The sequence below is a fragment of the Streptomyces sp. YS-3 genome (genome assembly GCF_045257485.1).
Lineage (GTDB): Bacteria > Actinomycetota > Actinomycetes > Streptomycetales > Streptomycetaceae > Streptomyces.
The window spans coordinates 1-14779 of sequence record NZ_JBJHPC010000121.1; the positions used below are offsets into that span (position 1 = coordinate 1).

12 protein-coding genes are annotated in these 14779 nt (G+C 72.0%); 6 read left to right on the top strand and 6 right to left on the bottom strand.

Annotation, left to right across the window (positions count from 1 at the left end; translation table 11 throughout):
• Window positions 1-1380 (bottom strand): FAD-dependent monooxygenase (locus ACJA3G_RS13365; RefSeq protein WP_406553166.1); only part of this gene is annotated, 1380 nt, incomplete at its 3' end.
• Window positions 1373-1993, bottom strand: a complete 621-nt coding sequence (locus ACJA3G_RS13370) for a PadR family transcriptional regulator (protein ID WP_406553167.1) — start codon at window positions 1991-1993, stop codon at window positions 1373-1375. The genes ACJA3G_RS13365 and ACJA3G_RS13370, both read right to left, overlap by 8 nt.
• 278 nt (window positions 1994-2271) lie before the next feature.
• Between ACJA3G_RS13370 and ACJA3G_RS13375 the strand changes: the two genes are divergently transcribed.
• The 4 genes from ACJA3G_RS13375 (at window position 2272) to ACJA3G_RS13390 (ending at window position 5574) form a co-directional block, all read left to right on the top strand.
• Complete coding sequence (locus ACJA3G_RS13375) at window positions 2272-2550, top strand: polyprenyl synthetase (RefSeq protein WP_406553168.1); 279 nt, start codon at window positions 2272-2274, stop codon at window positions 2548-2550.
• Entirely contained in the window at window positions 2540-3625 is a 1086-nt protein-coding gene (locus ACJA3G_RS13380; RefSeq protein ID WP_406553169.1) for a polyprenyl synthetase family protein, read from the top strand. Before ACJA3G_RS13375 ends, ACJA3G_RS13380 begins: the two co-directional genes overlap by 11 nt.
• Before the next feature lie 118 nt (window positions 3626-3743).
• The gene (locus ACJA3G_RS13385) at window positions 3744-4904 is read left to right on the top strand and encodes an oxygenase MpaB family protein (protein ID WP_406553170.1); all 1161 of its coding nucleotides are present in this window, start codon (window positions 3744-3746) and stop codon (window positions 4902-4904) included.
• 79 nt (window positions 4905-4983) lie between these two features.
• Window positions 4984-5574 carry a hypothetical protein gene (locus ACJA3G_RS13390; RefSeq protein ID WP_406553171.1) on the top strand — a complete coding sequence of 197 codons (591 nt, stop codon included), beginning with the start codon at window positions 4984-4986 and terminating at the stop codon, window positions 5572-5574.
• Window positions 5575-5613: 39 nt separating this feature from the next.
• Here the strand turns inward: ACJA3G_RS13390 and ACJA3G_RS13395 are convergent, their stop codons facing one another.
• A complete protein-coding gene (locus ACJA3G_RS13395) occupies window positions 5614-5841 on the bottom strand; it encodes a DUF5133 domain-containing protein (RefSeq protein ID WP_406553172.1) in 228 nt (75 codons plus the stop codon).
• Window positions 5842-6164: 323 nt separating this feature from the next.
• On the opposite strand from ACJA3G_RS13395, the gene ACJA3G_RS13400 reads away from it, so the two are divergent.
• On the top strand, window positions 6165-8000 hold the full coding sequence (locus tag ACJA3G_RS13400; protein WP_406553173.1) for an NACHT domain-containing protein: 1836 nt from the start codon (window positions 6165-6167) through the stop codon (window positions 7998-8000).
• Window positions 8001-8017: 17 nt separating this feature from the next.
• On the opposite strand, the gene ACJA3G_RS13405 is transcribed toward ACJA3G_RS13400, so the two are convergent.
• The 3 genes from ACJA3G_RS13405 to ACJA3G_RS13415 all read right to left on the bottom strand — a co-directional run bounded on the left by ACJA3G_RS13405 (window position 8018) and on the right by ACJA3G_RS13415 (window position 12499).
• On the bottom strand, window positions 8018-9754 hold the full coding sequence (locus ACJA3G_RS13405) for an MFS transporter (RefSeq protein WP_406553174.1): 1737 nt from the start codon (window positions 9752-9754) through the stop codon (window positions 8018-8020).
• 235 nt (window positions 9755-9989) lie between these two features.
• Window positions 9990-11357, bottom strand: coding sequence for an APC family permease (locus ACJA3G_RS13410; protein WP_406553175.1), 1368 nt, complete (start codon window positions 11355-11357; stop codon window positions 9990-9992).
• 194 nt (window positions 11358-11551) lie between these two features.
• Window positions 11552-12499 (bottom strand): helix-turn-helix domain-containing protein, encoded by a 948-nt coding sequence (locus ACJA3G_RS13415; RefSeq protein WP_406553176.1) that lies wholly within the window; start codon window positions 12497-12499, stop codon window positions 11552-11554.
• 91 nt (window positions 12500-12590) lie between these two features.
• Here ACJA3G_RS13415 and ACJA3G_RS13420 point away from each other — a divergent pair.
• A partial coding sequence (locus ACJA3G_RS13420; protein WP_406553177.1) for a S8 family serine peptidase occupies window positions 12591-14779 on the top strand: 2189 nt, incomplete at its 3' end.

Genomic DNA, 14779 nt, shown 5'->3' on the forward strand with positions numbered 1-14779 from the left:
GGTGACCCGGTCCGCCCAGGGACGGGCGGCGGTGGACAGGGGGGCGTGCGTGTCTGCGGCGCCGGTGAGCAGCAGGGCACCCCCGGCTGTTCGGGCCAGCAGCGCCGTGAGGGTGTCCTCCCCGTGCCGGCCCAGCGCGATGTCCGGCACCATCCGTCCTGCCCAGGGGTGGCCGGGGTCTCCGGAGGCGGGGTAACGCGTGCCGACGCCGGTGATCGTTTCGGCCAACGGCCCAGCCGTGTCCTGGGACTCGGCCAGCTCGCGGAGCAGATCCCGAACGGGCGCCAGAGGGTTGTCGTCTCCGTCCGTCCCGGCGAGCACCGCCTGCGCGCGGGTGGTACGGAGCAGCCGCTCACCGGCCGCGTGGCGTTCTTCGTGGTAGGTGTCGAGCAGGGTGTCCGGCGCCTGTCCGCGCGCCACCAGGGCGAGCTTCCAGCCCAGGTTGACGGCGTCGTCGATCGCCGCGTTGACGCCGATGGCGCCGGCCGGGGGGTGGATGTGCGCGGCGTCCCCGGCGAGGAGTACCCGGCCCGCTCTGAGGCGTTCGGCGAGCCGTGCCGCGTCCCCGAAGCGGGTCAGCCACAGCGCCTCGGTGATCTCGGCGCGGTGGCCCAACGCGGCGTCGATCGTCCGCTGGAAGGCTTCGAGCCGTACCGTCTCGTGCGGGTCCCCGGGCGGTGCCGGGTCGGCGGTGATCAGACGTACGTAACCGGGGCGCGGGATCGCGAACACCGAGCGGCCGTCGGGCCCGGCGTTGGGGCCGAACGAGACGGCCGACGGGTCGGCGAGCACCACGTCACCGAGCAGGGAAAACTTCCGTGCGGGCGTTCCGGGGAAAGCGATCCCGGCCGCCTTCCGTACCGTGCTGCGGCCCCCGTCACAGCCGACCAGCCAGCGGCAGCGCACGATGGACGGGCCGTCCACGCCGTCCACTTCGACCGTTACGCCGTCTCGGTCCTGCCGCAGCCCGGTGAGGCGTCGCCCGCGCATGACGCGGGCTCCTGATTCCACCGCCCACTCGGCGAGCAGTTCCTCCACGCGTGTCTGGGGGATGCCGAGGACGTAGGGGTGTTTCGTGCGCATGGCGGCGAGGTCGAGGCGGGAAGCACCGACGAACGCGGTCGTGGACACGGTCGGTCCCTCGGCGAGGAAGCGGGCGGCGAGGCCCCGGCGGTCGAACAGCTCCAGGCTCCGGGCGTTGAGGTTGAACCCCCGGCAGAACCCGGGCGGTTCGGGCTCCCGTTCCAGGACCAGGGCCCGGACCCCGGCGCGTCCCAACTCCGCGCCGAGCGTCAGTCCTGCGGGCCCCGCGCCGGCTATCAGGACGTCGACGAACTCCCCCCGGGCCTCGATCCCGTCCCTCGATACGGTGTCATTCATCGTCCGTCCCCTCCGGCCACGTCAGCGTCCCGCGCTCGATCTCGTCGGCGGTGTGCTCGACCCAGGCCAGCTCGGCATGTGCCATGGCGGCGGCGTACTCGGCCTCGATGACGAACAGGCGCGGCGCGTGGTGCTCCTCGCGGGCCACGCGGTAGGCCTCGGCGCCCTCCGCGATCCGCTCCCGCAGCGCGGCGGCCCGCGCGCGTAGCGCCCCGGCGGCGCGGACGCGGCCCAGCGCGCCGAGGTACCCGACGGCGGAGAGGAACCGCGGGTACTCGGGCGAGGGCTCTCGGATCAGCTCGTCCAGCCAGTCGGTGAAGCCGTCCCGCCCGGCGGGGGTGTGGCGGTAGACGGTACGGGCCGGGCGGTTGCCGACCTGCTCGGTGCCGTCCGCCTCGATCCACCCGTCCCGGGTGAGCGCGCGGACGGTGTCGTACAGCGATCCGGTCGTCAGCTTGAACGCGCGCTCCATGCCGCGCTCGCGGAGCGCGCGGGCCATGGCGTGGGGGTGCATCGGCTGCTCCAGAAGCAGCCCGAGTACGGCGAGGGCGAGCGTGTTCGCGGGGCGTTTCGGTGACTTCTGTCCTGGGCCGGGGTGGTGACGGGTGCTCATGGAGCTCCAGTACGTCGATGTCGTGAGCTATGAGGTGGCGATTACTCGGATCCGAGTATATGACGCTCCTCCAGCCGCAGGCGAACCACCGGCCCCTGCCGCGTCGCACCAGCGGCCCGAGGGCGGTCGACGGAAGCTGGAGCGACCCGTACTGCCGACCGATGCGCTCACTCGATAGTGAATTCCGCCGCTCTCTCGCCCCGGGCGCCGCGATGCTCGGGAGGACGGCAGATGACCCATGCCGTCCGAATATGCCGCGGACTGGCTGGAGACACGGAATGACGCATGGAGCGGAACGACGCGAAGGCCTGGACGGCCGGGCGGTGCTGCTGGCGGCCGGGCTGGCGGATCTGGCGGTGAGCACCCTCGGTACCGCCCTGGGGACGGTCCGGGGGCTGTTGCGCCGCTCGGACGCCGCGGAGGTGGCGGCGGAGGCCGAGCACGACCTCGTCGCACGTGGACGTCTGGTCCTGGACCGGTACGCGTCCGTGCCGCCCGCCTATCTGGAGGTCCTCGCCCGTCACGTCCTGGCCCGGAAGAGCGTCGATGGCCTCTGACCAGTGGGGTCCGGCGACGTTCAAGGCCCGCGTCGACGAGGTATTGCATGAGTTCGTCGCGCGGGAGGCCGATGAGTTCACCGCCATCGATCCGACTCTCGCGCCGGTCGCCCGGCAGTTGGAGGCCGCGGTCGCGGAGGGCAAACGGCTGCGGGCGGCATTCTGTTACTGGGGGTGGCGTGCGGTGGGGCAGCCGGACAGCGACGCGCTGGTACGGGCGGCGGCCTCCATGGAGCTGGTGCACGCCGCCGCGGTCGTGCACGACGATCTCATCGACGACAGCCCGCTGCGGCACGGGCGTCCCACGGCGCACACGGCCTTACGCGGTGCCGTGGCGCTGCGCCCGGACACGGACAGGGACGCGGATGCGGATGCGGACGTGGATGCCACCGCGCGGTCGCTGGCCATGCTGGTCGGAGACCTGCTGATGTCCCTGGCCGGACAGCTGTTCGCCACCTGCGGCCTGCCGGGCGCGTATCTCGCCCGGGCCCGCCCGCTGTGGTCGGTGATGGCCCGGGAACTGATCGCGGGCGAATGCCTGGAGTTGCTGCGTACCGGAGACCGGCCCGACACCACGGTGTCCCTGAAGGTGATCCGCTACAAGACCGCCAAGTACACCGTCGAGCAGCCCCTGTTGATCGGCGGCGCCCTCGCCGGGGCGGGCACCAGGTTGCGCGAGGGCTACTCCACGTACGGGCTGCCCCTGGGCGAGGCCTTCCAGCTGCGGGACGATCTGCTCGGCCTGTTCGGGGACCCGGAACGGACCGGCAAGGCCAACGCCGACGACGTGCGCGGCCAACGGCCCACGGCTCTTCTGGCCGAGACCTGGCGCCTCGCCGACGACACCGAACGGGACCTGCTGCGGGCGCTGTTGGGCCGGGACGACCTGGACGGCCAGGGTCTGGACGCGGTCCGTGAGGTCATGCACCGGCTGGGAGCACCGGAGCAGATCGAGAACATGATCGGGGCCCGCGTGGAGGAGGCGCTCGACGCACTGCACGAGCTCGACGTACCGGCCCAAGCCGTCAACGCGCTGACCGCGCTGGCACATTCGGCGGCGGTCCGACTGTCCTGAACGAATCGGCCTGGGCGCCTGGGCAGACCAACCGACGCCTGTTCATCTCAGCGCACTTGCTGAAGCCGCCCCCTCCCCGTCCGTCGTCGACGCCCCCTGTGGAAGAAGGAACCCCGCCATGATCTATACCGAGGCATCCATGTCCGCCCTCCGTCAGGCGGGTGACGAGCTCGCCGACGCCACCGTCGCGACGCTCTTCGAGCGCGGCGAGGTGGGCAAGTTCAACACCCTGATGCGCTACGTCTCCAGCGTCGGCGCTCCTCTCCCCGAGGGGCTGCCCGATGTCGCGCGCGAGTATTTGGATGCCACCCGAACGGCGCCCACGTGGGTCGACTGGGGGGAGATGGAGCAGGCCCGCCTCTTCTTCATCGACAACAACGTGCACATCTCCACCGCGCTGTCCTTCGCCGCCATGCCCGCCTGCTACCTCGTCCCGCGCGTGGCGAAGCTGCTGTCGGCCACGCACGGGCTGAAGTACCCGTCCAAGCGGATGGCGGAGACAGGGCAGTTCACCGTCTACCTGATGCAGCCCGACGCCTTCGAGGCCGGCAGCCGCTTCATCCCGGCCGCCCAGAAGGTCCGCCTGCTGCACGCCTCCATCCGCCACCACCTGGAACGCGAGAACCTCTGGGACACCGAGACCCAGGGAACGCCGATCTGCCAGGAGGACATGATCGGCGGGCAGTTGTTCTTCTCCCTGCTCGTACTGGACAGCCTGCACCGGCTCGGCATCCACATGTCTACGCGGGGCGCGGACGCGTACTACTACGCATGGCGCGTCGTCGGCGCCATGCTCGGCGTCGACCAGGACGCCGTCCCCAAGACCCTCGAAGAGGCCCGCCAGTTCCTCGACCTGTACATGCTCCGGCACATGGGACCCTCACCGGAGGGCACCCTCCTGACCCGCCAGCTCATCGACCTCTACGAGGAGGTCGTGCCCGGCACGTTCTTCGACCCCATCGTCTCCGTCCTCATCCGCCACCTCATCGGCGACACCTGCGCGGACTGGCTTGAGGTGCCCCGCACTCGATGGGACACCGTCGTGAAGGCCGTTCCGCATCTCCTCGGCGTCCTGGAGACCATCGAGGACCGCTCCCCGCTCGGCGCCTGGGGCCTGGACCGCCTCGGCCACCTCACGTCCATCCTGGAGCTGTCCTCCCTCACCCGGGGACGCGTCATGCACTACGCCATCCCCGACACGTTGAAGAAGGAGTTCGACGTCTCCAGCGAGGCACCCCGCAGCCACCGTTGGACGCCACCGCCCGCCACGGTCTCCTGACGGGCGGAAGCCCGGGTCGGGCTGGTCGCCGGGTGCCCGAGGGGCTGAGTGCCCGGGTGCCCGTGGCAGAGTTTTCCTCATGCGGATATCGAGATCCAGGCTCGTGGTCACGGCCCTCTTGCTGAGCACGCCACTGACTCTGACCCGGACCGGCTGCGGTGAGGAGCACGCCGGAGCAACGGGGTCCGCCGCCACCCGCGCGGCCTCCCCGTCGCGTTCGCCGGTCGGCCCGGCGCGCGGCAACGTGGAGCCCGACTCCCACGACGGGGCCCCGCACTACCGCGAGAACAACGGCTTCAAGTTCTCCCAGGAGATGTCACCGGCCGGCGAGAAGGCCGCCCGCGCGGAGGCCGCCCGCATCGAGCCCGTGCTGAAACGGCTCTGGACAGCCAAAGTGTGGGATCCCGAGCGGGTGCGCGCGGCGCTGCTCGAACTCGGCTATCGAAGCGCGGGGCCCAACGGGGAGCAGAAGCTCGGGAAGCTCACTGTGCGGCGGATGGACCCGCGCTTCGAGACCGACCACTACGTCACGCCCGCAGGCGCCCAGATCGCCCTGCGGATCCGCGAGGACGCCTGCGTCACCGCGTTCACGCAGCCGACCAACTACCAGGTCTCCGTGAACGGTCTGTATATGGAGACCGGCTGCTTCGAACCGCGCGGCGGCCACTGAGCGCCGGGGCCCGGCTGTGTCCGGGGTGCCCGGGCAAGGTCAGGCGGCGAGAAGGGAGTCGTCTGTCGGGCGGGCGCCGGGGAGCTGGTGGCGGGCGGCGATGAGGGCGGCGTCGATGTCGCGGGTGCCGGTCGCGATACACAGGGTGTAGGCGACGTCGTTCATCCGCTGGCGCGCGGCCTCCGTACCGTTGTCGGCGTGCAGGGCGCGCAGCGTCAGGTACTGCTCGACCAGGTTGTTCAGGACGGCCGGGTGCGCCATGAGCATGAGGGATGCCTCCTCGTCGCGGTTATATGGGGTGTACAGGCAACAGCCTTGTGCCCGCGCTCCCGCCCGTCATTCCCCTTCCGTACCAATGAGATCGCGTTTCACTTCCCCAACGGCTGCACGCGCGCCGTTTTCGACCCCGCCCGCCCCCGCCGTGACGTCACATGCGTGTGAACCCGGGCGGAACCCGTTCCTCCGCCCGGAATCATCCCCGGCCATGAGACATCCGGTGTCATCACGTTCCGCTCCGCAGTGCGCGCACCACGGTGGCGGCTGCGGCACCGGGCCGTACGAGGCCCGGGGAGCCACGGCCGGCCGACGACGTGTTCGTCGCGCCGGGCGGTATCGGCCTGCTCGTCGCGGGCCCCGGGGGCGGGAAGTCCACTCTGCTGCGCGTCCAGGTGGCCAGGACGGCCGCGCTGCTCGCCGACCGCGCCAACCGGCGGGCCGGCCAGTCCTTTCCCGTGCTGGTGCAAGCGGTGAAACTGGCCGTCCGGGGGCCCTTCGCCCACGTCCTGGCGGCAGCCGCCGCCGACGCCCTCGCCGGTCAGCTGGCGCCGGGCACCCTCGACGCGGACTTCTTCCGCAGGCGACCCCACCCCAAGGCCGACTGGCTGGTCCTCGTCGACGGCCTCGACGAGATCCCGGAGACCGCCCGGGCGGCGCTGCTGCGTACCCTGGCCGCGGCGGCGCAGGAGGGCCTGTACCGCTTCCTCGTCACCACCCGGCCGCTGCCACCGAAGGAACTCGACACGGCGACCGCGCCGACGGACCGCTTCGAGTTGCTGCCGTTCACCACCGAAGACCTGCGCGGCTACGCGCGCACCCGCTTCACCGCTCTGGAGGACCCGCAGCAGCACGTGGAGCGCTTCATGACGCTGCTGGACCAGGCGGGTCTGGCCGAACTGGCCCGCACCCCGCTGATGGCGGCGCTCCTGTGCCACCTGCACGTGCGAGACCCCGACAAGCCGCTGCCGGAAGGACGCACCGCCGTCTACCGGGAGTTCGTGGAACGGATCTACGACCGCAACACCCACAAGGACGTCCGCGAGACACACCAACGGGCGATCGAGGCGCTGGCCCGGCCGTTCCAGCACGTGCCCGACCGGGACGCTGTGGTCCGCGCGGCCTCGGCGGTACGCGACGAACTGCCGGACATCGTGGGGCACCTCGCCTTCCGGCTGCTCCACGGCACAGAGGCCGGCATCACCGGCATCCTCGCCGGTCATCCGCGCGGCCGTCCCCCGTCGCAGCTGGCCGCGTCGGACTGGCACCGGTTCCTCAGAGAGATGCTTCTGACGACCGGCCTGCTCACCGTCGAAGGCAGGCGACTCGCCTTCCCGCACCGCACGTTCATGGAGTACCACGCGGCCCGGCACGCCACGCTGGACCGGTGGGACCGCGCATTCGAGGTGCGGCATCTGCTGGACAGCCGCTGGACCAGGCCGCCGACCTGGCCGTTCACCCGCGCCACTTGGTCCATGTCGGTGATGAAGGTGAACCTGCGCGTCCTGCTCGGCTTCTACGGGATGCCCTATCTGACCCGCGCCGACATGTCGTACGTGGGATTCGTCCTCGACCTCGTCGAAAGACACGGCACCGATCTGACGCGCCGATATCTGCGGATCGCGGTCAGGGGCGGCGCGGAGGGCGGGACTTTCGTATTGCTCCAGGTGGCGCTCGGCACCCGGGTCCCCGCCGAGGCGGCGGAGGCCGCCCGCGCCACGCTGGCGGCGATCGCGCTGAGCGGGCGTACCGTCGCCGGCGAGCAGCGCGTCCTCGCGGCGGAGACGCTGTGCCGGATGGGCGACGAGCGGGGCATCGAGGCGCTGCGGGCGATGGCCGCGGACCCCGGGCGGCTCGACACCCTCGACCAGTGGCACACCCCCCTGAGGCTGCAGATGTGCGACTTCGTCTTCGCGCCGATCACACCGTACGAGCTCGCCGTCATGCGGAAATCCAGCCGCAGCGACACCAAGGCCAAACTGGAGTCGTTGACGCGCGACCCGAACCTCGACGAGACGGTGCGCCGGCAGGCCGCCCGGACGCGGGCGGCGTTCGGCACGCTGATCGGCGAGAACGCCTCCGGGCGCGCCGACCGGGCCGGGTCCCGGACCCGTGGCGGGCCCTGGTGGCGGCGCGGTCGACGAAAGCCGTAGGCGGAAGGTCCTTCGTGTTACGCGACGGGCGTGGCCAGGGCCAGGTCCACCGTTACCGGGCCTTCGCCGTCGTGGTGGGTGGCCGACGAGGTCAGCGGTGCGTGGCCCGCGGCCGTCGCGGCCAGGACGTAGGGGCCGCCCTGGGGCACCGCCACCGCGTACCGGCCGCTCTCGTCGGTGCGGGCGGAGCCCGCCTGGCGGCCGTCGCGGTCGATCAGTGTGACCCTGGCGTGGGCGACGGGCGCCCCGGTCGCGCCGATGACGCGGCCGTGGAAGGCGGCCAGCGCTTCGGTGGCCCGCTCCAGTGCCGCGTCCTCCTCGCTGCTCGCCCGCAGCTGGGGCTTGGCGGCGGGACGGCCCTTGGGCAGGAAGACGGCGAACACCAGGCCGCCGAGGACCGCGGCCGTCGCGATGAGGAAGGAGACGCGGAAGCCGTGCATGGTCGGGAGCGCGACCGGGCCGAAGTCCTTCGAGGTGTTGGCGAGCACCATGCCGATGACGGCGCTCGACACCGAGGTACCGATCGAGCGCATCAGGGTGTTGAGACCGTTGGCCGCGCCCGTCTCGGACGGGTCGACCGCGCCGACGATGAGCGCGGGGAGCGAGGAGTAGGCGAGGCCGATGCCCGCGCCGACGACGACCGCGATGATGATGGTCTGCCAGGCCGCGTCCATCAGGCCGAGCCCGGCCCCGTACCCGACCGCGATGATCAGCATGCCGAGGATGAGGGTGGTCTTGGGGCCGTACTTGGCCGAGAGGCGGGCGTAGAGCGGAGCGGTCAGCATCATCGTCAGGCCGAGCGGCGCGACGCACAGACCGGCGACGACCATCGACTGGCCGAGGCCGTAGCCGGTCGCCGACGGCAGCTGAAGGAGTTGCGGCAGGACCAGCGAGATGGCGTAGAAGGCGACACCGACCATCATGGAGGCGAGGTTGGTGAGCAGCACCTCGCGCCGGGCGGTGGTGCGCAGGTTCACCAGCGGCGCCTTGACGCGCAGTTCCATCACGCCCCACAGGACGAGGACCAGGACCGCCGAGCCGAGCAGGCCGAGGGTGGTGGGCGAGCCCCATCCCCAGTCGCTGCCCTTGGTGATCGGGAGGAGCAGCAGGATCAGCCCGGCGGAGAGGCCGAGCGCGCCGAGGACGTCGAAGGTGCCCTCCGCCTTGACCTTGCTCTCCGGGACGACGAGGAGGGTGAGCACGATGGCGATCACGCCGAGGCCGGCGGAGCCGAAGAACAGGCTGTGCCAGTCCGTGTGCTGGGCGACCAGGGCCGCGAGCGGCAGCGCGAGTCCGCCGCCGACGCCGATGGAGGAGCTCATGAGGGCCATCGCCGAGCCGAGCTTCTCGCGGGGCAGCTCGTCGCGCATCAGGCCTATGCCGAGCGGGATGGCGCCCATGGCGAAGCCCTGGAGGGCCCGGCCGACGATCATCACGATGAGTTCGCTGGTGAAGCCGGCGATCAGCGAGCCGAAGACCATGATGGCGAGGCTGGTCAGGAGCATGCGGCGCTTGCCGTACAGGTCGCCGAGCCGGCCCATGATCGGGGTGGCCACGGCGCCGGCGAGCAGCGTCGAGGTCATCACCCAGGTGGCGTTGGAGGGGGAGGTGCTGAGCAGCTCCGGCAGGTCCTTGATGACGGGCACGAGCAGCGTCTGCATCACCGCGACGGTGATACCGGCGAAAGCGAGTACGGGGACGACACCGCGTATGCCGCGCGGTGCGGCCTGCTGGTCGGTCGTCGGCTGGGACATTACGGAGGCCTCCGGAGGCGGGACGAGGTCGGCGGCGGCGCCTGGGCTGCGTACGTGTGACTCGAACCTGTTTCCCCAGGCGACTATTCCGCTGAGCTCGGACGAATTCCGCGCGGGCCCGAATCTTGACCTCGATGGGAAGCCCTTGACCTTTTCATTGCCATGATCGGCAGGGGCCCGGCCCGCGCGGGGCGCGGCCGGCGCGGTCACCGCGCCCCCGATTTCCCCGTCTGCGCTAACCCCGTCCGGTCTCCGCGTCCTGCGGCGCCGTCGCCGTGCGGCGCGAGAGCGCGGTGGAGACGAGGCCGAGGACTGCGCCCGCCGCCAGCAGGACCAGACCGCGCAGCCACACCCCGCTCTCGATCCGGGTGGCCAGCAGGACGCAGGAGAGGGCTCCCAGGACGGGGATCGCGGCCGGGGCCCGGAAGTGGTCCGGGTTGCCCGAGTCGTCGCGGCGGCGGAGGACCAGGACCGCGGTGTTGACCGTGAAGAACACCACCAGCAGCAGGAGCACCAGGGTCGCGGCCAGGGCCTCGATGTCGCCGGTGAGCGCGAGCAGCAGGGACAGCGCCGTCGTGGCGGCGATGGCGGCCCACGGGGTGCGGCGCCGGGGCAGAACCCGGGTGAGGAACGCCGGCAGCAGTCCTTCCCGCGCCATACCGAAGGCCAGACGGGAGCACATGATGCCGGTGAGCAGCGCTCCGTTGGCGACCGCGACCAGCGCGATGGCCGAGAAGAGCCACTCGGGCACGGCGCCGGCCGCACGGACGACTTCCAGGAGCGGGCCGTCCGAGCGGGCCAGTACGCCGGTGGGCACGGCGGCGGAGGCCGCCGCGCCGACGGCGGCGTAGACGAGCCCGGCCGTGCCGAGGGCGCCGAAGAGTGCTCGCGGATAGGCCCGGCGGGCATCGCGGGTCTCCTCCGCGACGTTCACGGACGTCTCGAAGCCCACGAAGGAGTAGTAGGCGAGCACGGCCCCGCTGAGCGCGGCGGACAGCGGACCGCTGTCGGGCGTGCCGAGCTGCACCAGCCGTCCCGGGTCCCCCTCGCCGCGGAAGACGACGAGCCACACGCCGAGGCCGATGACGAGCAGCAGACCGCTGGTCTCGATGAGGGTGGCGACCACGTTGGCGCGGGTGGACTCGCTGATGCCCCGCGCGTTGAGCAGGGCGAGGGCCGCCAGGAACAGCACGGCGACCAGCGCCACGGGCAGGTGCACGAACGCGGTGAGATAGGTGCCGCCGAAGCCCCGCGCCAGCGCGGCGACCGAGACGATGCCGGCTGCCAGCATGCAGAAGCCGGTGAAGAAGCCGGTGAACGGACCGTACGCGAGCGTCGCGTAGTACGAGGCGCCACCCGCCCGGGGGTATCTCGTGGCCAGCTCGGCGTACGAGGCCGCCGTCAGCAGCGCGAGGGCGAGGGCCACGGCCAGCGGGACCCACACCGCCCCGCCGGCCTTCGCCGCCACCTGACCGATGAGCACATAGACACCCGCTCCCAGGACGTCGCCCAGGATGAAGAAGTACAGCAGGCGTGTCCCGAGAACCCGCTTGAACGGGGCCTCGGACACGTCGGCCGACGGTTGTTCTGTCTGCGTGGTCACGTCTGTGCTCGGGCTTTCTTCTCACGTCGGGGAGGGGACCCGCGAGGCGGGTCACGAGCCCGGGAGGCACCGCGGATCACGGCGGGCCGGGGCTGCCTTGCCGTATGACCGCGAAGGTCCGCGGCCAAACCTGGGCAGTGGTCCCGGGCCGCCGGATCACCGAGGGTGTACGCGCGTCCCCCGTCCGGCCCGGCTCATATCCATCCCCGCCGCGCCGCGATCACCCCCGCCTGGAAACGGTTGGCCGCACCCAGCTCCTCGTGGAGGCGGCTGATCCGGCGCCGCATCGTCCGCACCGACCAGCCCAGCTGGCGGGCGATCGCCTCGTCCTTGAGGCCGCCGACCAGCAGGGTGAGCATCTGGCGGTCCTCCTCGCTGAGGGGATCCTCGGCGGGCGCGTCCAGCGGGGTGGCCGTGCGCCAGCACAGCTCCCAGTAGTCGATCAGTCCGTCCAGCAGGGCGGAGGGGCGGATGACGGCCGCGCGCACCTCGCTCGTGAAGTCGAGGGAGAGCGGCATGAGGGCGAGGCGCCGGTCCGCGATGGCCAGTTTGATCCGCAGGCCGGGCAGGACGCGGGCCTGCTCGCCATGGGTCACCAGCTCGCGGATGTCACCCAGCACGCCGGGCCACTCCAGCGCCTCCGGGGCATATACGGCGCGGTAACGGACGCCGCGGGTGAGGGCCGTCGCCTCGACGGGGTTGGAGGTGGTGAGGGCGTACGGCGGCCGGTCCAGCGTGATGACCTCCTCGCGCGCCTCCTGCTGGAGTTGTACGAACCAGCGGCCCAACGCCTCGCCGCCGGTGATGACTTCCACCTGTTCGGAGCCGCCCTGCTGGGCCGTGGTGAACAGACGGGAGAGCTCGCCCGCGGCGGCACGTACGCCGTCGAGGTCGGCGGTACGGGAGCGGACCAGGGACTCCAGGGCCGCGCCGGGCTCAATGGCCGCGTAACGGCGGCGCGTTCCGGCGAGCCGGCCCACCAGGCCGTTCTCGCGCAGTCGGTCCAGGGCGCGGGCCACCCGCTCGGTGGAGCAGAACAGGTCGGCGGCCAGCTCGGCGGGAGCGGCGGTGTGGCGGACCAGGATCGCCCGGTAGACGCTCTCGTCGAACGGGTCGATCCCGGCCGCGGTCAGCTGCGGCATGGTCAGGATCCTGGCCCGTATGTGCCAGGGGCAGCAATGGGCCAGGCCAAATCGTTGTCTGGACCACCGGATTCCGATTACTTGGTCTGGCATGACCCCTCGAAGATCTCTCACCGCCGCACTCGCGGTCGCCGTACTCGGCGGACTGCTGTCCGCGGTACCGCAGTCCGCCACCGCGGACCCCCACCAGGATCCGGAGCGGCGCGTCATCGTCACGCTGTCCGGAGCAGCCGCCGCGGCCGGGAAGGGCGTGCTGCGCGCCGCCGACGCCCGGGCGATCGGCACGGACCGGGCCGCCGTCGCCGGCCGGCAGAAATCGTTCCTCGACCGCGCCAAGGGCGCCGGAGTGCACGCCGGTTCGCCGCGGGCGCTCAGTCTGCTGCTCAACGCGGTCGCGGTGACGGTGAAGGCCTCCGAGGTCACCGCGCTGAAGCAGCTGCCGGGCGTGGTGTCCGTGGTGCCCGACACCAAGATGCGCGTGCTCACCGACGCGAGCGTGCCGCTGATCAACGCCCCGCAGGTGTGGCGCCGCAAGGACCCGGCGGGCAACAGCGCCGACGGCAAGGGGGTGACCGTCGCCGTCCTGGACAGCGGGGTCGACTACAGCCACCCCGACCTCGGGGGCGGTTTCGGCGAGGGCCACAAGGTCGTCGGCGGCTACGACTTCGCCAACGGCGACGCCGATCCGATGGACGACAACGGCCACGGCACGCATGTCGCCGGCATCATCGCGGGCCGGGCCGCCGAGAAGGGCGGCGTGACCGGTGTGGCACCGGGCGCGAGCATCCTGGCGTACAAGGTCATGGACGACGCGGGCGAGGGCTACACCTCCGACATCGTGGCCGGCATCGAGGCCGCGATCGACCCGGCCAACCCGCACCGCGCCGATGTCATCAACATGAGCCTGGGCGGCTACGGGGACGGCACCGATCCCCTCGGCGCGGCGGCAACCGCCGCCACCCGGGCGGGCGTTGTGGTCGTCGCCTCAGCCGGCAACGAGGGGCCGCGGAAGGGCACGGTGAGCACCCCGGCAGCCGCCGACGGCGTCATCGCGGTCGGCGCCTCCGTCAGCGGACTGCGCATACCGAGCGCCGCCTACCGTGGCGGCGAGAAGATCCAGGCGTACCGCGGGCTGGTCTCCGCCAACCCGCCCGTCAAGCCGGTCACCGCAACCCTCGTGGATGTCGGGCGGGGCAGCGCGGAGGACTGGGAGCGCGCCGGGGACGTCAAGGGCAAGGCCGTCCGTATCGACATGCTGGTGGCCCAGTCCTCGCATGACCTGTACATGACCGAGATCGAGATGGCCCGGGAGGCCGAGCGCCGCGGCGCGGTCGCCCTCATCGGCGGGCCGTCCGGGGGCGGTGGCCCGGTGTTCGCCGCCCAGGGCGCACAGCCGCAGGACCAGCCCGGCCAGCCCCGGACCCCCTCCCCCGACGGAACGGTTCCGCTCGCCGCCCGGACCTCCATCGAGGACTCCGGCGACTCGCTGCGCATGGACACCATCGTCATGCTCGGCATGGACTCCACCCAGTACGCCGAGCTCGGCCGCCGCCTGGCGAAGGGCAAGGTCGAGGTGACGGTCAGCAGCACGGACGCCACCGACACGGTCGCCTCGTTCTCCTCGCGCGGTCCCGACCTGAGCTGGGGCCTGAAGCCGGACCTCGTCGCACCGGGCTACGACATCCGCTCCACCATCCCCACGTCCCTGTACGCGCCCGGCTACTACCGCATGTCGGGTACGTCCATGGCGGCACCGCACGTCGCGGGCGCCGCCACCCTGCTGCGCCAGCTCCACCCGGGCGAGACCCCGGCGCGGGTCACCTCCGAACTGGTGGGCTCCGCCAAGCAGCTCAAGGACTACGGGACGACTACCGTCGGCTCCGGCCGGCTCGACGTCGCCGCTGCCGCCGCCACCGCCGACACCGGCATCACCACCACCCCGGCCACCCTCTCCTTCGGCCTCGCCGACCTCCCCCGGCCCACGGTCGGCGGCAGCGAGAAACTCACCGTCACCAACTCCGGCACCAAGCCCCGCACGGTCCGGCTGAAAGCCAGCGGCCGGGCGAGGATCAGCCCGGAGACCCTGCGCATCCCGGCGGGCGCCTCCGCGACGGCGACAGTGACCCTGCGGGCCGACCGCCCGGACGGCGAAGCCGAGATCACCGGTACGGTCACCGTCACCCCCGAGCACGGCGCCGCCCTGCGCGTGCCGTACCTCCTCGTCGTACGAAAGCTGTTCCTCCAGGCCGGCCCCGACCCGAGCGACGGCACGTCCACCGC